General features: G+C 59.1%; 15 protein-coding genes, 1 tRNA gene and 1 pseudogene. 8 read left to right on the top strand and 9 right to left on the bottom strand.

Annotated features, from left to right (window positions below; genetic code table 11):
* The first annotated feature begins 20 nt into the window (after positions 1 to 20).
* Positions 21 to 1,077, top strand: a pseudogene (locus GOB81_RS10815) (integrase core domain-containing protein).
* 171 nt (positions 1,078 to 1,248) lie between these two features.
* Here GOB81_RS10815 and GOB81_RS10820 read toward each other — a convergent pair.
* Entirely contained in the window at positions 1,249 to 2,064 is an 816-nt protein-coding gene (locus GOB81_RS10820) for a helix-turn-helix domain-containing protein (RefSeq protein ID WP_173570427.1), read from the bottom strand.
* An 89-nt stretch (positions 2,065 to 2,153) separates the two neighbouring features.
* Here GOB81_RS10820 and GOB81_RS10825 point away from each other — a divergent pair, with 89 nt between their 5' ends.
* A complete protein-coding gene (locus GOB81_RS10825; RefSeq protein ID WP_242010201.1) occupies positions 2,154 to 2,924 on the top strand; it encodes a class I SAM-dependent methyltransferase in 771 nt (256 codons plus the stop codon).
* Between the two features lie 131 nt (positions 2,925 to 3,055).
* Positions 3,056 to 3,316: a helix-turn-helix domain-containing protein gene (locus GOB81_RS18035; protein WP_408736928.1), complete on the top strand. Its 261-nt coding sequence runs from the start codon at positions 3,056 to 3,058 to the stop codon at positions 3,314 to 3,316.
* Positions 3,317 to 3,542: 226 nt separating this feature from the next.
* On the opposite strand, the gene GOB81_RS10835 is transcribed toward GOB81_RS18035, so the two are convergent.
* The 8 genes from GOB81_RS10835 to mnmE all read right to left on the bottom strand — a co-directional run bounded on the left by GOB81_RS10835 (position 3,543) and on the right by mnmE (position 12,711).
* On the bottom strand, positions 3,543 to 5,978 hold the full coding sequence (locus GOB81_RS10835; RefSeq protein WP_173570430.1) for a helicase-related protein: 2,436 nt from the start codon (positions 5,976 to 5,978) through the stop codon (positions 3,543 to 3,545).
* Between the two features lie 176 nt (positions 5,979 to 6,154).
* Positions 6,155 to 6,682, bottom strand: coding sequence for a DUF2501 domain-containing protein (locus GOB81_RS10840; protein WP_173570431.1), 528 nt, complete (start codon positions 6,680 to 6,682; stop codon positions 6,155 to 6,157).
* Between the two features lie 299 nt (positions 6,683 to 6,981).
* Positions 6,982 to 7,057 (bottom strand) — tRNA-Lys (locus tag GOB81_RS10845).
* 83 nt (positions 7,058 to 7,140) lie between these two features.
* Positions 7,141 to 8,061: a ParB/RepB/Spo0J family partition protein gene (locus GOB81_RS10850; RefSeq protein ID WP_173570432.1), complete on the bottom strand. Its 921-nt coding sequence runs from the start codon at positions 8,059 to 8,061 to the stop codon at positions 7,141 to 7,143.
* 9 nt (positions 8,062 to 8,070) lie between these two features.
* On the bottom strand, positions 8,071 to 8,841 hold the full coding sequence (locus GOB81_RS10855; RefSeq protein WP_338421355.1) for a ParA family protein: 771 nt from the start codon (positions 8,839 to 8,841) through the stop codon (positions 8,071 to 8,073).
* Between the two features lie 64 nt (positions 8,842 to 8,905).
* Entirely contained in the window at positions 8,906 to 9,499 is a 594-nt protein-coding gene (rsmG, locus tag GOB81_RS10860) for a 16S rRNA (guanine(527)-N(7))-methyltransferase RsmG (protein WP_173570434.1), read from the bottom strand.
* A gap of 2 nt (positions 9,500 to 9,501) precedes the next feature.
* The gene (gene mnmG, locus GOB81_RS10865) at positions 9,502 to 11,364 is read right to left on the bottom strand and encodes a tRNA uridine-5-carboxymethylaminomethyl(34) synthesis enzyme MnmG (RefSeq protein WP_173570435.1); all 1,863 of its coding nucleotides are present in this window, start codon (positions 11,362 to 11,364) and stop codon (positions 9,502 to 9,504) included.
* Positions 11,365 to 11,376: 12 nt separating this feature from the next.
* On the bottom strand, positions 11,377 to 12,711 hold the full coding sequence (gene mnmE, locus GOB81_RS10870; protein ID WP_173570436.1) for a tRNA uridine-5-carboxymethylaminomethyl(34) synthesis GTPase MnmE: 1,335 nt from the start codon (positions 12,709 to 12,711) through the stop codon (positions 11,377 to 11,379).
* 127 nt (positions 12,712 to 12,838) lie between these two features.
* Between mnmE and GOB81_RS10875 the strand changes: the two genes are divergently transcribed.
* The 5 genes from GOB81_RS10875 to GOB81_RS10895 all read left to right on the top strand — a co-directional run bounded on the left by GOB81_RS10875 (position 12,839) and on the right by GOB81_RS10895 (position 20,351).
* The gene (locus GOB81_RS10875; protein ID WP_173570437.1) at positions 12,839 to 13,291 is read left to right on the top strand and encodes a methylated-DNA--[protein]-cysteine S-methyltransferase; all 453 of its coding nucleotides are present in this window, start codon (positions 12,839 to 12,841) and stop codon (positions 13,289 to 13,291) included.
* A 165-nt stretch (positions 13,292 to 13,456) separates the two neighbouring features.
* Positions 13,457 to 14,356 (top strand): glycosyltransferase family 2 protein, encoded by a 900-nt coding sequence (locus GOB81_RS10880; protein ID WP_173570438.1) that lies wholly within the window; start codon positions 13,457 to 13,459, stop codon positions 14,354 to 14,356.
* A 64-nt stretch (positions 14,357 to 14,420) separates the two neighbouring features.
* Entirely contained in the window at positions 14,421 to 15,272 is an 852-nt protein-coding gene (locus GOB81_RS10885; protein ID WP_173570439.1) for a glycosyltransferase family 2 protein, read from the top strand.
* Positions 15,273 to 15,618: 346 nt separating this feature from the next.
* Entirely contained in the window at positions 15,619 to 18,456 is a 2,838-nt protein-coding gene (locus tag GOB81_RS10890; RefSeq protein WP_173570440.1) for a Hint domain-containing protein, read from the top strand.
* Positions 18,457 to 18,698: 242 nt separating this feature from the next.
* Positions 18,699 to 20,351, top strand: coding sequence for an ATP-dependent nuclease (locus GOB81_RS10895; protein ID WP_173570441.1), 1,653 nt, complete (start codon positions 18,699 to 18,701; stop codon positions 20,349 to 20,351).
* Positions 20,352 to 20,576 lie beyond the last annotated feature (225 nt).

A 20,576-nucleotide genomic window follows, 5' to 3' on the forward strand; every position in this document is an offset into this window, starting at 1 on the left:
CTGTCCATTGGAGACAGGCGATGAAGAAAGCACGTTTCACACAGGACCAGATCATTGGTATCCTGAAGGAGCATCAGGCGGGCGCCACGGCGGCCGATCTGTGCCGCAGGCACGGGATCAGCGATGCGACCTTCTACACATGGCGGTCGAAATACGGCGGGATGGAGGTGTCGGAAGCACGGCGGCTCAAGGCTCTGGAAGAGGAGAACGCGAAGCTGAAGCGGCTCCTGGCGGAGAGCGTGATGGACGTCTCGACGCTGAAGGAACTGCTGGCAAAAAAACTCGTGACGCCCGGCTTGCGGCGAGAAGCTGCGACCTGGGCGATTACGGAGCGGGATTACTCGCAGCGGCGGGCCTGCCGGCTGATCGGCATCGATCCGAAGACCTGGCGATATGCGTCACGGCGTCCGGCCGAAGAGGCAGCACGGATGCGCTTGCGCGAACTGGCCGCGGAACGGCGCCGGTTCGGCTATCGGCGTCTGCAGATCCTGCTCGACCGGGAGGGGGTGGCGATGAACCACAAGGAGCTGTTCCGGCTGTATCGCGAGAAAGGGCTGTCGGTCCGCAAGCGTGGCGGCCGGAAACGGGCGACGGGCACGCGCTCGCCGATACGGACGACGGTTCCGGGTGCTGACGGTGGTGGACGACTACACGCGCGAATGCCTGGCGCTGGTAGCGGATACATCGTTGTCAGGCGAACGGCTCGGCCGCGAACTCGATCGGATCGGGGAACATCGCGGCTGGCCGCTGATGATCGTCAGTGACAACGGCACTGAGATGACTTCGAACGCCATCCTGGCCTGGCAGGAAAAGCGGTCGGTGCTGTGGCACTACATCGCACCGGGCAAGCCGCAGCAGAACGGGTTCGTCGAGAGCTTCAACGGCCGGTTCCGTGACGAATGCCTCAACGAGCATCTGTTCCGCAACATCGCCCATGTTCGGACGGTCATCGACGCCTGGCGAGCCGACTACAACGCCATCAGGCCCCACACCAGCCTCAATGGCGTGACGCCAGAGGCTTTCGCCCAACACGCCAATAAGGCATACAGCAACCCTCAGACCCTAACTCAAAACTGAGGGCATGCTGGGGGCAGGGTCACATGGACGATAATGCCCTTCTCGCTGGTTATGGGGCTGTTCGGCATTTTTTCCGGAGATTGTGGTCCTGACCGGCTATTCCGTTTCTCGCTCAACTGCTTATCCGCATCAAGGATGCAGACAGGCAGGCTTCGCCCTCATTTCAGCCGTTCAATCTTCCTTCTGCATTTCCCGAAAGCGGATAGGCGTCATGCCAATGAGACGCGTGAAGGCTTTGGCGAACGCACTCAGGGACGCATATCCCACCTCGGCGGCCACGTCTGTCACGCGCTGACCTTCCGCCAGCAGGGTGGCAGCCTGGAACAGGCGGGCCTGAGTGATCCAGTCCTGCCAGGTTAGTCCGGTTTCAGCGAGAAAATGGCGGCGGAAACTGCGCTCTGACATTCCGGCGTGAGTGAGGGCTATGGTCAGAGTTGCCTGACCGGGACTGACAAGGGCTGCATCCACGGCGCGTACGAGAGACGGGTGTGTGACGCGCGGCAACACGAAAAGCCGGTCTGCTACCGCTTGCAGCTGTTCCACACAGAGTAGGCTAAGCGTCTGAAAAAAGCTTTGGGTAATAGGGGCCTGCTCGTCCGGACCGTCAGGCCAGCGCAGTGCATGGAACAGCATCTCTCGTACAACGGCTGTTACAGGGAATGTGCGGATATGCTGGGCACCGCCACTCGGGAAATACACCGGATCAAAATAGACGGATACTCCATCCAGATTACGGATCATGGTTCGATGACGTGTCCCCGCCGGTATCCAGATGGCATGGCCGGTGGGGAGGAGATGCCGACCATCCGGCCCTTCGATCTGCGTCGTGCCGCTCCGTGCGTAGGTGATCTGGTGGTAGGGGTGCTCGTGCCAGTCGTAAAATATGGCTGAAGAAGACTTACGGAATGCAAATCCCGGGTTTTTCGGACAATCGAGGCCGGTGTCGTTGAGGACTGTCTGGGTCTCCTCGACAGTAAGAATCTTCATTGGCCGAAATCCGTCTACTTATGGCCGGATGTCGTTAGTCGGCCAGTTGGTCTTTCCTTTATCCTGAACCGATACGGAAAGGAATGAAGATGTCCACCTCGACGCCCCATGACAGTCAGATCGTTGCGCAATTCACGCGATGGGCCAGACCATTTTCTGAGCTGCCTATTCATGCCGAGGCTGAAAGCATGGCTCAAACTCTCGCGGCCTGCTCTGTCTCCAAGGGTATGACAGTTCTTGATGTGGCATGTGGTCCGGGTATCGTGGCCTGTGCACTGGCGCGTGAGGGCGCAGATGTGACGGGGATCGATCTGACCCCCGCCATGATCAACCAGGCACGTCACCGAGCCACCGATATGAATGTCAGCGTGGATTATCATGTTGGTGATGCCCGGCATCTGCCGTTTGAAGCGAACAGTTTCGATCGGGTCGTGACGCGCTACAGCTTTCATCACATGCAGGAGCCCGCGACCGTTCTGGCAGAAATGGTTCGCGTCTGCCGTCCGGGTGGCCGGATCATCGTCATTGATGCCACCCCGGCTCCGGAATGTCAGAAAGGATATGATCAGGCGGAGATGCTGCGTGACCCGTCCCATACAAGTGCCCTGACGCTGCCTCAACTGCTGTCACTGGGCGCTGAGGCAGAGCTGTCTCATGTGCTGACAGAGCAGTATCGCCTCGAATCCCGCCTGCAGGATCAAGTGGCTCCGGAAGACTGGAGTGCACTGAAAACAATGTTTGCAGAGGATATTGCGAGCGGGCGCGACAGTCTGGGGATGGGGGCATGGGAGGCTGAAGACGGCATTCGTTTCTTTTTCCCTATTTCAATTGTGGGCTGGAGCAAAGCTGTGACGGAGTAAGCCGACTGCTGTGCCAGCTTTCTTCAAGTGGAAAGCGAGGTGGCCAATACAAACCCGTTTTCCACCCTTTCCAAATGATAGAGAGAGTTTCATGAGCATCGCCACTACGTCCGAAGCCCCTTATTATGCACATGGAGGCGCTGGCGCAGCAGGCGGAGGCTTCCGTCAGAACCCTCGCCCGTCTGGCACTGGAGGAGTTGGGCTGTTCCCTCTCAGCATGGCGCCAGCAGGCAGATGTTCTGGCCGCCGTTCCGATGCTTGTTTCAGGGCAACCGGTGGGCTTGATTTCCGAGGTGCTGGGTTATGAAACGCCAAGTGCATTTGCCGCGATATTCAGGCGAATTATAGGGGGTTCGCCCACTACCTATCGATCAGCCCAGCATCCGGGATAACTGCCTTTTTTGGCGAAAGTAAGCCCCACACGGGAGCGGTTCAGAATCTCAGCCAAGCTGAAAACAGACTGTCTGCTATGTTGCTTGCAGTGCCACAAAGCTGACAGTCATCTTCCCCCCCCCTTTCCTGCCGAATACGCAAACAACTTCCCCACAATCCAACCGGTTTCCAAAGGCACTGCCTTTGGTGGGGTCTCGGGGCAAAGCCCCGCCGCGCTTACATCCCCTATCGCCGGTCTTTCTGCTTCTTCGTCCGGCTCTGCTGCCGCAGCACACTTTCGATCCACTCATTGAGCCGCTGCGTCGTTTCTTCAGCCGCTTCCAGATCCGGATAGGTCTCAGGGAAACGCAGTGCCAGCCAGCGCCACGCCACAAGCCGTTTGTGGCGCTTCTCAGCTCGCTCAAGCTCTTCCCGACCCGCACGATCCGGGGGTGGCAGACGACCTGTTCCCGGCGGTGGAATGCGCGCTCCGGCGGCATGGTCGGCGGCCCAGCCGACAAGACGACTGATGCCATTGTCGCGGTCATCGACGGGGCACATGGCGTAGGTCCAGCGCTGGGTGAGATCCAGCCCCTCCACGCCTTCCAGAGCTGAGGCAATGGCGAAGGGCTGCTCCATGTCGGACAGACGGTAGTTGGGGTCGTCAGGGCGCAGCACGGCGCGCCGGATGCGGGCCAGCACGCCGTAGAGGCTGTCGGAGCCGATCTCCGTGGCGATGGCGCGGACGATGTCGGCGTCCGGCTGCACGAATGGTCGGAGTTCCTCGGGCGCGACGGGGTCGGCATTGAGATGGTCGCGGATGAAGTGCGGACTGCCAGCGTCCGCCAGCACGGCGACAATGCCATCCTCATGCTTGCCGAAGCGGCCGGCGCGACCACCGATCTGCTTGACCTCCTGCACGGTGAGATCGCGTGTCTGGCGTCCGTCGAACTTCCGCAGCGCGGCGAACACGATGCGACGGATGGAAAGGTTCAGTCCCATGCCGATGGCATCGGTGGCGATCAGGATATCGGCGCTCCCTGCGTTGAAACGCTGCGCCTCGGCGCGACGGACTTCCGGGCTGAGGGCGCCATATACAACGGCCACGCTCCGTCCGCGCTCCATCAGGGCAGCGCGCAGGTCCAGCACTTCACGGCGGGAGAAGGCGATGAGCGCATCGCCCGCTTTTAGTTCGTTGAGCCGGACGGGCGCGGATGCGGCCCTCAGAGGACTTTTGCGCTGAAGAGAGATTTCGTCGACCGGGTCGCCGCAGAGTTCGGCGATCCGCCGCACCATCGGGATACATTCCGGTGCACCGAGGACGTAGAGATGCCGGGCCGGTGCGCCCATGATGGCGGCAGTCCATGCCGCGCCGCGATCCGGGTCGAACAGCATCTGCGCTTCATCGATCACGGCGACATCGACGGGATTGAAGAAGGGGCACATCTCCACGGTTGCGGCCAGATGCCGACTGCCGTGGGCAACGATGCGCTCCTCACCCGTAGAGAGCGAGGCTTCCACGCCCCGCGCTGCCAGAGCCTCGCGGAACTCATGGGCGAGGAGACGCAGGGGAGCGAGTGCAAGGCCGCTCTCGGCTCGCGCCAGTGCATCGAGGGCCGTGTGCGACTTGCCGCTGTTGGTCGGGCCTGTGACCAGCGTGATGCGTCGTTCAAGCGCGCGGGCCGTGCGGAAATGGGCAGCGTAGCGGTCGAGGGCGGCCACGCGGGCGATCACCGAGTTGGCGACGTGCTTGCCGACGTTGGGAGGCTCGGGCAGTGGCGTGTCGCCGCGTCGTCCGCTTTCGCGTCCACGTTTTTCCTTGCGGTCGAAAAACTCTTCGTTGGTCCGACGCCAGTCGGGCAGCAGCGCACGGAGAGCGACGAGTTCGTTGGGATCAAACTCCCACAGCTCGTGGCCCTCTTTCTGGAGGATGCGACGGGCGACCGGGATGCGGTTCTCGGCAATCCAGCGAAAGGCCTCGCGCTGGGAGCAGTGCAGGAGGCGCGGCACGTCCTGAAAGCCCACGAGACTGCTTTCCCAGTCCTGTAGGCGCTTCTCCTCCTTCTCGCGCCGCGTGCGTGCCGTCTGTTCGATGGAGGCTTCGTGCCGCGCCCGGGCTTCCTCGGCTTCCTGTGCCGTGCCGATAAAACGGTCGCGGTCGGACATGTTGAATGCTTCGGCGATGGCTTCCGCGAGGCGCGCAGTCTGCGCGGCTGACAGGACTCGCCCGGTATCGAGCATGTCCGCCTGCATCCCCGCCAGCGCCGCTTTCGGGGTGTCTCCCAGTTCGTGGAAGCGGGCGGCCATGACCGGCTTCAGGGCAGCGAACAGATCCTCATCCGTGGCGGTCGGGTCTTCGACCGCTGCAACGGCCTGTTCCATGTCCTCGCGTGAGATCCAGATCCGTCCGTCGCGCCGGGTCTGGTCCATCAGGCGGGACGTCCACCGCTTGCGCCTGACGCCACACAGAGCGGACCGGAACATATCGTCCGGCACTTCCTGCGCTCCCGGCGTCAGGGCGCGTCCTATGCGCCTGAGAAGGGCCTGCTCCTCTCGCGGTTCTATGGACAGTTCCGTGCGCCTCAGCGCCGTTTCAAGGGCGGCCCGTGCGGGCGACGAAGCTTGATGAGGAGACGACGAGAGGGAAAGGGTGGGCTGGCGGGAACCGCGGGGCGCATTCATGGGTGAGAGTGTGCGCGATTGGGTTTCATCGAACAATAGCGGACGCACGCTGCTGCAATATTGTCGTACAAGTCCTCACGCTCGTGTCGGGGATGCACGATGCCCGCTCATCACAGAAACGCACAAAAAAAGCCGGATGGGAGGAGTCCCATCCGGTTTTTGCGGTAAAGTGTAGCTTACTGGAGGCCCTGACCTTTTTTCGTCAGATCACTGCACAGCTTGACGCGCTTGGACTTGCTGAGCGTGGAGATGTCGAAGGGCGTGGTGGTGCCATTCGCCAGCAGACCCTGCCCACCCAGTGAATAATTCTGATCGTTCTTCACGTCGGCTCGCTTGGCGAGCTTGCGGGCTACGGAACGGCTGGTGGTGGTGTCAGTATATTTCTTGTGGACGCAGTAAGACAGCAGGCCCGCCACGTTGCCGGGCGTTGCGTTGTCGATTGAGGGTAGTCCGTTTTCACCGAGCGCGCCCGGCGTTGCTGCGGTGGTGGCTCCCGTCACACCGCTGACCATCTGTGCGCCGGATGCCGGTGCGGACGCGGCATTGGCCGGATTGGTCACCGGAACAGAGCCCGGAGGAGGGGCTGACAACGTTGTTCCTGCGGGCAGTTGCTGGGCGGCTGTCTGAGCGTGTGCTGCCACACCGAATGAACCGAATGCCAGACCGCAGGATACGACCAGCGCGATACGCTGAGATGCGAACATAAAAACCTCTTACAAATAACGCGGTGCACTTCTTGATGTGTCCGGATGTTTTTCTTGCATCGGAACAGCAGATGAACGCCGCTTTCACAACATAGAACGGGTATCCGACAGAAAAGTTCCGCCGATAGCCCGCGTATCCCGTTCCGCTGGAGGATGCCGCGCGGCCTCTGGCCGTTTCCCAATGAGATTCTGGCATGGATGAACCCGAAGGAAAGCGCGCGTTCAGACCATGAAATGGCCCCGCACAGGACGGACCTGTGAAACGGTATTGTTCGGATTGTAAGGGGAAAGGAAAATCCTGGTGGGCGCACAAGGGCTCGAACCTTGGACCCGCTGATTAAGAGTCAGCTGCTCTACCAACTGAGCTATGCGCCCAGGATTTTCAGGAACCGGCCTCTTGGCTGGAACTGGCGGCGTTTTACCAGCCGTTCTGCCCCTGCGCAAGAGTGAAATCGGAATTATCTGTTAAGAAGTGCGAGGAGCCCGTCGAGCTGGTCCAGCGTGCGGTAGGAAAACCGGATGGTGCCGCCTTTTCCATCAAACTGAATCTGGACCGGAAGCCCGAGTTTGGTGGCGAGATCACGTTCCAGCATGGCGATTTCCGGGTCACGCCGTTCACGGACCGGTTTCTTGTCAGGATGAGCCCTCTCTTTCACGGCTTTCTGTGCGAGCGCTTCCGTCTGCCGCACAGATAGATCGCGGGCAATGACCTCCTTCGCGGCGGCCACGGGGTCCGGGTGAGCCAGCAGGGCGCGGGCATGTCCGGCGGACAGTTTTCCTTCAATGACATCCGCCCGTAAAGGCGCAGGCAGACGCAGAAGGCGCAGCGTGTTGGTGATATGCGGACGCGACTTGCCGATGGCCCGGGCCAGTTCGTCCTGCGTCAGCCGGTAGTCCTCGATCAGACGGCTGAACCCTTCTGCTTCTTCCATCGGGTTGAGATCTGCGCGTTGCAGATTCTCCACGAGGGCAGCCGCCATCGCATCCGTGTCATCGAGTTCACGGACGAGGACGGGAACCTCATGCAGCCCCGCCTGCTGCGCGGCCCGCCAGCGGCGTTCACCACCGATGATCTGATACATGCCCGGTTTATCGGGGTGGGCACGGGCGAGGAGTGGTTGCAGGATGCCGCGTGCCCGGATGGATTCGGTCAGTTCAGCGAGCGCTTCCGGTGCGAAGGTCTGCCGTGGCTGAAAGGGGCTGGGCTCAAGGGATTCAACGGGCAGGGACGAGACGCCACCACCTTTCCCCTGTGTCTGTGCAGGGGCTGCGCTGTCGGCAGGCGCCACGTCTACGATGATCTTCGCGGGCTCTTCGCCCAGAAGAGCGGCAAGGCCGCGACCGAGACGAGGGCGGGCGGTTGTCTTCTTCGTGCTCACGCTGAGACCTCAGTTGCTCGGGTTTTCCAGACGGGCGCGCAGTTCCTGCGCGAGAGTGGTGTAGGACGCAGCGCCGCTGGATCGGGGGTCATACGTCATGACCGGCGTGCCGTGGCTCTGGGCTTCCGAAATGCGGATATTGCGGGGAATGACGGTGTCCATGACGGCGTCGCCAAAGAAACTGCGCGCATCGGCGGCGACAAGTTCGGACAGGTTGTTGCGCCGGTCATACATCGTCAGCACGATGCCCGCCGTCCTGAGGGATGGATTGAATTGTTTCCGGATCTTCTCGATCGTGCGTGTCAGATGGCTGATGCCTTCGAGCGCGAAAAACTCGCACTGGAGCGGGGCGATGACCCCATCGGCCGCGACAAGGGCGTTCAGAGTCAGCAGGCCGAGACTGGGCGGGCAGTCGATGAGAATGTAGTCGGCCTCGCCATCAAGCGATTGCAGCGCGGTCTTGAGGCGGTCCTGCCGGTCGTCCTCGGTGATGAGTTCGATTTCGGCTCCCACCAGTTCCGTGCTGGCGGTGATGATGCCGAGATTGTCGATGGCCGTTTCCCGCAGCAGCGTTTTTGCGTCGGCTTCGCCCATCAGCAGCGTGTAGGAGCCCTGCTTGCGGGCGTTGTATTCCACGCCAAGGCCGGTGGAGGCGTTGCCCTGAGGGTCGAGGTCGATCAGCACGACACGGCTGCCCGTCTGTGCGAGGGCAGCGGCGAGATTGATGGCCGTCGTCGTTTTGCCGACGCCACCTTTCTGGTTGGCGATGGCGAGTGTGATGGGGTGCGTGAGACCTTGTGCCGGGCGTTTGCCCTGTTTCGAGGATGCTGTTTTCTTCGTGGAGTCAGACACGCCTGATGTCACTTATCTTCAGGATGGAGCCGCCTGCGGTGCGGCTGGGGATTTGCGTGACTGTCATGTGCCAGTCGCGTTCGGCGTCGGTCAACTCATCGGCGGCATGTTGCCCCTTGAGAAACAGCGCATAACCGTCAGGGGTCACCAGTTTTTCCGTCCATGTGAGCAGTTTCGACAGATTTGCCAGAGCCCGGGCGGTGACGACGGGGGCGGGTGGCAGATCGACGGATTCGATTCTCTGGTTGATGACGTGGGCACGACAGCCTGTCGCCCGGCTTGCTTCTCGCAGGAAAGCGGCCTTGCGTCGATCTGATTCGACCATCGTGACATCAGCGTCGGCCGCAATGGCCAGAATGAGAGCGGGGAACCCGCCCCCGGATCCAAGATCGATGATGCGCGTGCCGGGTTGCACCAGAGGCACAAGTTGCAGGCTGTCGTTGATGTGGCGTTCCCACAGATGCGGAACGTCCCCGGGCGATATCAGATTAATCTTCGCCGTCCAGCGTGTCAGAAGGTCGGCGAAGCAGGTGAGGCGCTCCTGTGTTTCACGTGAAACGTCGGGAAGAGAGGCTGCTTTGTGCATATTTATGCAGCCTGCCGGATATGCGCGAGCAGCGCCACGAGTGCCGAGGGGGTGATTCCGGGAATCCGCTGAGCTGCCGAGAAGTTTTGCGGACTGGCCTGCTGGAGGCGTTCCTGCATTTCCGTGCTGAGGCCGCCCACGCGGGTGAAGTCGAAACCATGCGGAATGAGGACCGCAGATTCCGCATGAAGCTGTCGGATTTCCCGCTCCTGACGCACCAGATAGCCGCTGTATCGCGCTTCCGTTTCTACATGCAGACGCACCCGAGGGGAAAGTTCAGCAAGCCAGGGCGCGAGGCGTGTTGCTACATCGGGGGGGGCTCCGGACGCCAGAATATCGAACAGCGAACGACGGCGGCCATCCTGAGAAGCACTCCCTCCAGCTTCCATGATTGCGGCGGGCAGCCATGTTTCCATTTTTGCCCGTTCTGTCGATGCTTTCAGTGCAGCAGAGGATTTTTCAAAAATGTCTGCCCGCTCTGAGCCGATGCATCCCCAGTTCAGACCGATGGGCGTAAGGCGCAGATCGGCATTGTCGGCGCGCAATGTCAGGCGGTATTCAGCGCGGGATGTGAACATCCGGTAAGGCTCTGAGACTCCCTGCGTGACAAGGTCATCGACCATCACGCCCAGATAGGCTTCGCTGCGATCGAGCGTGACCGGAGCGCTTTCTGCCGCACGGCGTGCTGCATTGATCCCCGCCAGCAGGCCCTGAGCCCCGGCCTCTTCATAACCGGTGGTGCCGTTGATCTGTCCGGCCAGATACAGCCCGGGAAGTGCGCGCAGTTCGAGGCTGTGAGACAGGGCGCGCGGATCAATGTAATCATATTCCACGGCATAGCCTGGGCGGACGATGCGCGCGCGCTCCAGTCCGGGAATGGTGCGGAGCATGGCTTCCTGCACGAAGAGCGGCAGGCTGGTCGAGATGCCGTTGGGATAGACGAGATCGCCTCCCGGATTGCCCGGCAAGGCTTCGGGTTCGAGGAAGATCTGGTGTGACGTCTTTTCGGCAAAGCGCACGACCTTGTCTTCAATCGACGGGCAGTAACGCGGCCCACGGCCAGCGATGGCGCCTCCATACACCGCCGAGAGATGAATATGCTCTCTGATGATGGCGTGAGTCTGCTCGTTGGTAGCCGTTATCCGGCAGTTGACCTGCGGGTTGGTGATCTGCGCGGTCATGCGCGAAAAAGGCTCCGGGATCGTATCGCCCGGATCTTCCGCCAGCGAGTCCCAGTCGATGCTGCTGCGCTCGATACGGGCAGGCGTGCCGGTTTTGAGGCGGCCCATCGGCAGGCCGAGGGCTTCGAGGCGCTGGCCCAGTGCATTGGCGGGGCGGTCGCCGATGCGTCCCGCCGGTTCGGTCTCATGGCCGAAATGGATGACGCCGCGAAGGAAGGTGCCTGTCGCCAGCACCACGGACGGAGCCGCGAACTCCCGACCGTCCTCGCAGATCACACCCGCGACGGCGTGGTCGGTGGTGAGGCGAAGGTCTCCGGCGGCAGCCTCCACGACGGTCAGATTATTCGTGTCGGCCAGAAGCTTATGGATGGCCGCACGATAAAGGCCCCGATCCGTCTGCGCGCGAGGTCCGTGAACGGCAGGTCCTTTAGAGCGGTTCAGGAGTTTGAAGTGAATCCCCGCAGCATCGGCTGCTCGCCCCATGAGGCCATCCAGCGCATCGATTTCACGAACAAGATGCCCTTTGCCGATGCCGCCGATGGCCGGATTGCACGACATCGCGCCGACCGTTTCCATGCTGTGAGTGAGCAGGAGTGTCTTTGCTCCGCAACGCGCCGCCGCCGCCGCCGCTTCACAGCCTGCGTGGCCGCCTCCCACGACGATGACATCGAACCGCGTTTCCATGATGGCAACCTCTCACTTTCCGATGCAGAACTGCCCGAAGATGGTATCCAGTATATCCTCGACGCCGATTTCGCCAGTAAGTCGTCCGATCGCCCGCATCGCCTGACGCAATTCCTCTCCCCGAATTTCCGGCCAGTCTGTCGCAAGGGCTGCTTCCAGACACTCGTGGGCAGTTTCAGCGGCGGCGCGATGGCGTGCACGGGTCAGAGGAGGCGGTCCGCTTCCTTGTGTCAGTGCGACCGCTTTCTCTTCAAGTTTTTTTCTCAGGGAGTGTATGCCTGCGCCGGTCTGGACACTGATGCCCGCGACAGGAACCCCTTCGAGCGTCGAGGGCGCAGGTGTAAGATCGGTCTTGTTGCAGACGATAAGGGCGCGAGCGATAGGCCGTGGAAGAGGCTGATCCGCAGGGAACATCTGGATGACACAGTCAGAATGTTCCACGTGAAACATTGCCCGACGCACGCCTTCGGCTTCAATCGGATCACTGGTTTCTCTCAGGCCCGCTGTATCGACCAGTGTGACTTTTACTCCGGCCAGCGTGGTGGTGATTTCGATCGTGTCACGCGTCGTTCCGGCGATGGGAGATACGATGGCCGCATCACGTTCCGACAGCAGGTTCAGGAGGCTGGATTTGCCGGCATTTGGCGGCCCAACGATGGCAAACACCAGTCCGCGACGAATGCGTTCACCCCGTTCGCCATCCGTGAGGTGATGGCTGATGTCCCTGTCGAGGGCCCGGATCTCTGAGAGAAGGGCGTCTTCCACTTCCGGTGGGAGTTCTTCATCCGGGAAGTCGATCAGTGCTTCCTGTTGAGCGAGAATGGCACGCAGTCGGGCGGCCCATCCTTTGTAAAGACCGCTGAGCGCACCATCGACCTGCGCCAGAGCCTGCCTGCGCTGGGCTTCGGTTTCCGCTTCGATGAGGTCGGCGATGCCCTCAGCTTCCGTCAGGTCGACGCGTCCATGCATGAAGGCGCGTCGTGTGAATTCTCCCGGTTCTGCAGGGCGTGCGCCAGCCGCCACGAGCGCGTCCGCGACGGCGGAGATGATGGCAGGCCCTGCGTGCAGATGGAGTTCGAAACTGTCTTCGCCGGTGTAGCTGTTGGGGCCGGGTGTCCAGATGACAATCGCATCATCCAGATGGTCGTCGTGTTCTTCCGCATTGCGCCAGAGACGTCGCAGTGAGGTGCGACGTGGCGACGGCATGTCTCCCACCAGTTGCCGCAGAACGGCGTGGCTGCCCACTCCGCTGATACGCATGATTGCGATGGCGGCCCGCCCCGCGCCGGTTGCGAGTGCGAAAATCGGCGGAAGTTCATGGTGACGAGGCGATCCGGCGGATGTCATGGAATGGTAGGACTCGCTGCAGAAACAGTGTAGAAACCGATATTGACGAGAAGCTCGTCGATTGATGAGAAGAAATAGCACGTCTTGTGTTTTGCCGTGCGTCCCATCGTCTGTGTGGAGTCGATTCATGCCTCAACTTTCGCTGCATTCTCCTCTGGGGCCATTGACCCTCACTGAAGAGGACGGAGCGATTATTTCCCTCGACTGGGGGTGGGGGCGCGACCAAACGGAGACACCCGTGCTGTGTGAGGCGCGGGACTGGCTCGATAAATGGTTTGATACGCCTAATGGGGACTTTCCGTTGTCGCTGAAACCGCACGGGACGGCTTACCAGAATAAGGTATGGGCTGCTGTGGCTGGGATTCCGGCGGGTGAGACGCGCACTTACAAAGATATCGCCGAAAAAGTTGGCGGTTCCCCTCGCTCTGTCGGGCAGGCTGTGGGTCGTAATCCGATCCCGATTTTGATTCCCTGTCATCGCGTGGTGGGAATGCACGGCCTGGGCGGTTATTCAGGCGACGGTGGGCTGGATGATAAAGTCTGGTTGCTGGAGTTTGAAGGGGTGGTGGTGCCGACCTGATCGCGCGCGGGAAGCCGGTTCTGGTGGCATTGCTTATGGAAACGACATAATTCTGCCGCAGAGCGTGATGAAATAATGGTCACGCCTTGATTTTATTTGAATTCGTAGGCTTTTTTAGAAACGAAAATCTTCATGGCCTGTGATCTGTTGGGGTGAATGCAGAGAATGTCCGATCTTCCTGATAACCCGAAAGTGACCGTTGGTCTTGCGACGTCCGGGCGTGCGCCAATTCTGAAATCGCTGATTGAAGAACTGGGGCGGCAAAGCGTCATGCCCTCCCGCATTGTCGTGTGCTACCGCAATCCTTCGGATGTGGAAGGTGTTACGCCGGCCCTTGTTCCCGAGGCGGAACTGGTGCTGTTGCAAGGTAATCGCGGCCTCCCCGCGCAGCGAAATGTCATTCTGGACCATGTCGGCGATACGGACATTGTTCTTTTCCTTGATGACGATTTCTTCCCGCAGCAGGATTATATCCGGAACATGCTGGACGTTTTTCGCAGCGATGCTCGCATCGTCGGAATGACAGGACAGGTTCTGGAAGATGGCGCGATCGGCCCCGGTCTGACCGTCGAACATGCTCTCCCCAGACTGAAAAATGTGAGCCCCGCCTCACCTGATGTCGTGACGGATGTGTTTAACACCTATGGCTGCAATATGGCGTTTCGTCTGGATGTGATCCGCCGTGAGGGCGTCCGCTTTGACGAGCGCCTGCCTCTGTATGCGTGGTACGAAGATATCGATTTTTCGAGGCGTCTGCTGCCCTATGGCCGTATTGTGCGCGGCGATGCTGCGCAGGGCATCCATCTGGGCAGTAAGAGCGGTAAAACATCCGGTGTAAGGCTGGGCTATTCGCAGATCGTCAATCCGTTCTATCTGGCGCGGAAGGGATCCTACCTGTGGAGCCATGCCCTCCAGAGCGCGGGACGACACACTCTGATCAATCTGGCGCGGAGTTTTCGTCCGGAGCCGTGGGTCGACAGAAAAGGCCGAATGGTCGGAAACTGGCTCGCCTGGCGTGACGTTGCGCGCGGACGCCTGAACCCCGAGCGCATTCTCGACCTCTAGTAGACGTGCTTACAGTCTTTGTGTCGAACTGAGTGGCAATCCCCCTGAAGGACGAGAAGTGGTCATGCGTTTTTCTCTGATCATACCGACATTGAACCGTCCTGAGGGCGTCCGGGCCTTTCTGGGCGTGATCGCGCAGCAATCGGTGCGTGATGTTGAAGTGATCGTTGTTGATCAAAGCGGCAGTGATATCTACGACGCGGTCATCAGGGATTTCTCTTCATCGCTGACGTTGAAACATATCCGGACCGACGTCAGGAAATGTCGCTATGCCTGTAATCTCGGGGCCGCCGCCGCTTCGGGTGAAATCATCGCTTTTCCCGATGACGACTGCCTTTATCGTCCCGACACGCTGGAACAGGTCGACGCCCGTTTTCGGAATGATGCCCGGTTGGGGCTTTTGACAGGCCCTATACGCGATATCGATGGTCGCTCGTCCAACATGGGGCGGTGGCTGACGGCTGACACCCCACTGAATGAGCGAAATATCTGGATCGGTCTGATCGAATTCAACATGTTCATACGGCGCACCGCCTTTGAGCAGGTTGGGGGCTTCGACCTGAACATGGGGCCAGGCTGCCGTTTTGTTGCCGCGGAAGGGCAGGATCTGGGGCTGCGATTGCTGCATAGTGGGGTGGAGGGATATTTCGACAGCCGATTGCTGGTGATGCATCCTGATAAATCCACGGATCTCGATCTGAAACGGGCGAAAAGTTATGGGTGCGGTATGGGCTATGCTCTTCGCAAGAACCACGCGCCCGTTACGCTCGTTCTGACATTCCTCATCCGGCCTGCAGGCGGGGCGCTTCTGAACCTGTTGAAAGGTCATCGCGCGCTGGTTCTCTATTTCTGCGCTGTATTGCTGGGGCGGCTGGACGGTTATTGTTCTCGCGAAGCACGGCAGGTGTGCAAGTAAAATTATCAATTTAGATAATCTATATTATGCGCATTTTAATGAGGTCGCCCAAGAAAAAGAAGGCGGAAATGGCGCTCTTGTCTTGAAATAGTGGCGGTTCACCGCAGTATTATCTCAAAAAAGAGATGGCGCATGAAGAAGACATCAGTTCTAATTTGCACCTGAGGATCAAAAATTTTCATAAGTGTATTGAATTGAAAAACCTTAACAAGTGGTATACAAGTCGTGCACTCTTGTTTTGTTAATAATTCGAATCTGTTCGTTCCGTAAGCCTCAGGGGGATGACCCCGGTGATCAGGGGCAGCCGGGCACGACTGGTTTCGGCAAATTGAGGTCTCGGATAGAGATGGCGACAACATACTGGAACAGCTCTACAACCGGCGATTTTTATGATCCCGCGAACTGGTCAGATGGTGAAATTCCCCAGAGCCATACGTGCGAGAGCGTTGATATCACCGGTGCCAGCGCCGCTGATCCTGCTGTGGCGATTGCCAATGCAGCGTCTTATGGCCAGATTCATTCCCTCACCATCGGTGATTACGGAACACTCAAGATCACCGCCGCGGCAAGCAGCGATGACGCAGGGTATGTCTTCTCGACATACGGTCTTGAAATCCAGCCGGCTGGCGAACTGATCATCGACACGGCTGCGCCGGTTGAGCTGGGGCTCTATACCGAGAATCGTGGCGGCACGATCACGATCATGAACAACCCCGGCAATGTTGTTCTCGACGGCAACAGCCTGAACGGCACCGGCACGCTCAACCTGGTGAATTCGACGCTGGGGAGCGCAGCCTCCCCCGTGTCCATCGGCGGCATGGGCATTACGCTTCAGGGCGGCAGTACCCTGTATACGGGCTGGGATACCGCAGGCGCATCCGTCACGTTTGATCCGGCCACAGTGAACACGCTGGTTCTGGACGGGAATGATACGACGGTTGCAACGCCGGTTTACGGCGTCTCCGAAAACTCTCATTTCGCGATCAATGGCGCTGATGGAGTCGAGCCCACCGCTGCGACGTTCGTTTCCAATAACGACGGCAGCTACAGCCTCGTCGTTTCCCTGACGAACGGACACACCGTCACGCTGTCCGATATCGTCCCGGCGACCGGCTTCGTGCCGGGAACGGCTTCCATCTCACAGGACGCCGCCGGTGACTGGCTCATCACGGACACGAACGCAGCGTCGGTGACGCCTGACTACAGCGCGTCCCCGACGCATGCGCAGTTGCAGCAGGTCGCAACGGACGCAAACGCCACGGGCGCGGGCACGTCCGCCACGACCACGGGCTATTCCAATCATTCGGCAGCGGCTACCGATAATTTTATCGGCACAGGCACGGCGACGAACCCCGCCAGCTGGGACGACAGCAGCAACTGGTCACTTGGCGAAATTCCGCAGACGAGCAGCTGCTACCATGCCGCTCTGGCAGGCACGACGACCGATCCGCTGTATGTGGTCGCCAGTCAGGCGGATGTCGGTCAGTTTGTCAGTCTGTCGGTCAATGCCAACGCGACCCTGACCGTTACGGCGCCTGCCGGCGAGAATCCGAACAGCTATGTGTTCACAACAGCCGGTTTCGAGATTCGCGGGAATGGCGTTCTCAATATCGACACCGCGGCGAAAGTTGAGCTGGGTGGCGTCAGCGCTATCGACGGCACGCTCAATATCACCGGCAACGATGGCAATGTCATCGTCGACGGCAGCAATCTGTCCGGCGCGGGCACCATCAATCTGACGGATTCGACTCTGGGTTCTCCGGATCATCCGGTGCGCGTCGATGTAAGCAACCTCACCCTGAATGACGGCAGCACCTATTACGCTTCGCTGTACGGCGTGACGAACACGGTGACGTTCGATAACAGCGACAACACGGTCGTCCTGAACACGGATGCCACTCAGGTTGGTGTCGACTTCGAAAACGTGAATGCCAACACGCATTTCGGGATCAATGTCGACAGCGGCACAAAGCCGACATCCGCCGTCTATACGAAGAACGATGACGGCAGCTACACGCTGACGATCGCCCTTGATGACGGCAAGACCCTGACCCTGTCCGATATCCACACGGCGGACGGGTTTGTGCCCGGTTCCTCAAGTTTCACACAGGATGCAGCCGGTGACTGGATCATCGACACGCAGCCGGTGGATGTCTGCTTCCTTGAGGGTTCCCTTATCCAGACCACACGGGGCGCGGTTGCGGTCGAGGATATTATCGTCGGTGACGAGGTTGTCGTTCTTGGTGCAGAAGCACAGACCCGTCCGGTCATCTGGGTCGGCATGAACGAAGCAACCGTCAAGGTCGGTCTTGATGATGCAGAGGCAGGCTACCCGGTGCGTATCCGCAAGGACGCGCTGGCTGAAAACGTGCCCAGCCGCGATCTGCTGGTGACGTCCGAGCATTGCCTGTTCCTAGATGGTGCGTTCGTGCCGGTGCGTATGCTGGTAAACGGTGCGAGCATCTCCTATGACCGTTCCATCAGCTCTTACCGTTACTTCCATGTGGAGACGGAAGCGCACAGCGTCATTCTCGCCGAGAACACGCCGACCGAGAGCTATCTGGACACGGGCAACCGTCGTTCCTTCATCGGTGGACAGGTGGTCTCGCTGACCAGCCGTCACCTGAACTGGGCTGATGCTGCTGCGCCGCTCATGACCCAGCGTGACGTGGTCGAGGGGCTGCATCGCCAGTTCGCTGCTCGCGCTGTCGAGGCGCTCGGCCTGAATGTTCCGGCACGCGCGTCTCTGACCCGCAAGCCGGAACTGGTGTTCCAGACCGAAGCCGGCACGACGCTGCGTCGTCTGGGCGAGTCGAACGGTGTCGTGACGGTGGAGATCCCGGAAAACATCACCGTGATCCATCTCCGTTCACGCGCCAGCCGTCCTTCCGACGTGGTGGGTCCGTTCGTCGATGATCGTCGTCTTCTGGGCGTTCTCGTCGGTGACGTGGTCCTGCAGGACGGCGCTCAGCGCCGCGCCCTGCAGGGGCATCTGGATGGCACGATGAATGTCGGCTGGCATGCGGTTGAGTCTGGCGCGACAACTCGCTGGACCAACGGCGATGCTGTGCTGGATCTTGGTCAGCGTGTTCCGAACACGAAGGGCCTGCTCAAGATCCGCATCGCGGCAGCCGGTCCCTATGTGATCGAGGCTGCTGACACACAGGCACGCCTCTGCGCCTGATGCCGGGCTGACCGGTTGGAAAACAGGGCCGCGGGGAGCAATCCTCGCGGCCTTTTCTTTGCGCACGCTCGGGGCTTTGTGCGGGGTGGAATATTTTATTATCGAACAGGCGGCTAAGTGGGGGAGAGCGGCCCGACCGCTTTTAAACACCGAGCAAGATAAACGGACGTCCGTGTATATGGTAGGGTAACAAATACGGTGGCTTAAAGCAGGAAGCTAACTTTAGCTGCTAGGAAGATTACATGCTGCAATCAGTGACGGTCAACTTCAGCGAGACTGGAAGTTTTGATCTTGAAGTGAAGGGTATTACGCTCTTTGTCGGACCAAATAATTCAGGAAAAAGTCTACTTCTACGTGAGATCGAAACGATTTCCAGCACCCACATGCCACCTAATAATCTCAAGATTGTTAGCGATTTCGATATAGAATGGCCGGATGAGACAGCTTTACATAAGCTAATTGAAACGGCCAAACAAAATACGCCTTCTGGTGCCCCATCAGGACACGTCGAATTCAAGCGATTAACTCCCAATGGCCAGCGAGACGCATCAAATATTCCCATCGCGCATCTACAGAACTGTGTGAGCCAAAAAACTCAGAAGAGTTGGATAGCCAGTAATCTTATTAGATGGGGAATTATCCGTCTTGATGGCCGGTCACGGTTCAACCTTACCAACGATCAGCAGGGCGGAGACCTCGAAAAACCGCCACAAAACATTTTGGCTAACCTTTTTCGAGATGAAGTAGCCCGGGCGAGTGTCAGGGCACTCGTCAAGGATGCCTTCAATGTCAACTTGTACGTTGACCCTACCAACCTGGGACAACTCAGAATAAAACTGGCGGATGGAGAGATTCCAACCGATGAGCAGTCTTTGAACGCGGTCGCTAGGGAGTTCTACCGTGGTGCTACGCACATCAAAGATGCCAGCGATGGTGTTCAAGCCTTTACGGGCATTGTCGCGGCAATCCTGTCGGGAGAATACCACACGATTCTTATTGATGAACCTGAAGCCTTTCTTCACCCGCCGCTTGCGCGCAAGCTCGGCAAGAGCCTGGCGACCATAGCCTCTGAGCGTAACGGAGCGCTAATGGCTTCTACCCACAGTCCCGATTTTCTTATGGGGTGCGTACAGGCATCACAGTCAGTAAAAGTCGTGAGGCTCGAATATAGTCAAGGTAAATCACGAGCAAAATCGATTGATCCAGAGAGTTTAAAAACCTTCCTTAATCGACCGCTGATGAGGAGCACCAACGTCATATCTGGGCTCTTTCACGACGGCGTTATAGTCACGGAGTCCGACAACGACCGCGCTTTTTATAGTGAGATATTCTATCGCTTGGCCGAGGGCAAACCGGATTACCCATCCATTCTCTTCATAAATGCGCAGAATAAACAGACCATTCAGGAAATCATCGGTCCATTGAGAGGATTTGGTGTGCCTGCAGCGGCAATAACAGATATTGATATCGTAAAAGACGGTGGCAATACTTGGACAAATTGGCTAACGGCCGCAAAGCTTCCAAAAGCTTCATATACGAGCTTCGGGCAACAACGGTCCTCGGTCAACAACGCGCTACAAAGCACGAAAAGAAACATGAAGACCGATGGTGGATTGGAATTGTTGGATAAAGATGATCGCCTGGCGGCCGACATGTTTTTTGACAGCCTTGAATCCTTCGGAGTGTTTCCTGTTCGTCTAGGAGAAGTCGAGAACTGGCTTCCTCACCTGAACGTGCCAGGAAAGAAGACAGACTGGACTGTAGCCATGCTGGAACGTCTTGGGTCAGATACTAGCGACATGAGTTATGTCAGGCCAGCTGATGATGACGTATGGGCATTCCTCGAGAAGATTGTTGCGTGGATCAAAAATTCCGCCAGAAAAGGTATGGAGTAGCTGTGCGACCCTCATGTAGGCTTGCGGTGAACTCTCCATGTCCGGTTTCAGACGTCGGGCCTGAGCCTTTAAATGACCGACATGAAGGCGAAAGCCGATCGGGAGTTTTCAAGAATGGACACCCGACAGAACGGATGAAGATGCAAACAGGAATATAGGCATCCTCGGGCCTCAATTCCGCAGATTATGATGCATCAGGGTGCATCGTTGCCGAGGTTAATCCTG

This window comes from Acetobacter conturbans, assembly GCF_011516755.1.
GTDB lineage: Bacteria > Pseudomonadota > Alphaproteobacteria > Acetobacterales > Acetobacteraceae > Acetobacter > Acetobacter conturbans.

Excerpts from the sequence above, each read along its gene's own strand:
- GOB81_RS10835 (WP_173570430.1), bottom strand. The coding sequence starts at position 5,978 with ATGAATGCGCCCCGCGGTTCCCGCCAGCCCACCCTTTCCCTCTCGTCG.
- mnmG (WP_173570435.1), bottom strand. The coding sequence starts at position 11,364 with ATGGAAACGCGGTTCGATGTCATCGTCGTGGGAGGCGGCCACGCAGGC.
- GOB81_RS10840 (WP_173570431.1), bottom strand. The coding sequence starts at position 6,682 with ATGTTCGCATCTCAGCGTATCGCGCTGGTCGTATCCTGCGGTCTGGCA.
- rsmG (WP_173570434.1), bottom strand. The coding sequence starts at position 9,499 with ATGCACAAAGCAGCCTCTCTTCCCGACGTTTCACGTGAAACACAGGAG.
- GOB81_RS10875 (WP_173570437.1), top strand. The coding sequence starts at position 12,839 with ATGCCTCAACTTTCGCTGCATTCTCCTCTGGGGCCATTGACCCTCACT.
- GOB81_RS10885 (WP_173570439.1), top strand. The coding sequence starts at position 14,421 with ATGCGTTTTTCTCTGATCATACCGACATTGAACCGTCCTGAGGGCGTC.
- GOB81_RS10820 (WP_173570427.1), bottom strand. The coding sequence starts at position 2,064 with ATGAAGATTCTTACTGTCGAGGAGACCCAGACAGTCCTCAACGACACC.
- mnmE (WP_173570436.1), bottom strand. The coding sequence starts at position 12,711 with ATGACATCCGCCGGATCGCCTCGTCACCATGAACTTCCGCCGATTTTC.
- GOB81_RS10880 (WP_173570438.1), top strand. The coding sequence starts at position 13,457 with ATGTCCGATCTTCCTGATAACCCGAAAGTGACCGTTGGTCTTGCGACG.
- GOB81_RS10890 (WP_173570440.1), top strand. The coding sequence starts at position 15,619 with ATGGCGACAACATACTGGAACAGCTCTACAACCGGCGATTTTTATGAT.
- GOB81_RS10895 (WP_173570441.1), top strand. The coding sequence starts at position 18,699 with ATGCTGCAATCAGTGACGGTCAACTTCAGCGAGACTGGAAGTTTTGAT.
- GOB81_RS18035 (WP_408736928.1), top strand. The coding sequence starts at position 3,056 with ATGGAGGCGCTGGCGCAGCAGGCGGAGGCTTCCGTCAGAACCCTCGCC.
- GOB81_RS10825 (WP_242010201.1), top strand. The coding sequence starts at position 2,154 with ATGTCCACCTCGACGCCCCATGACAGTCAGATCGTTGCGCAATTCACG.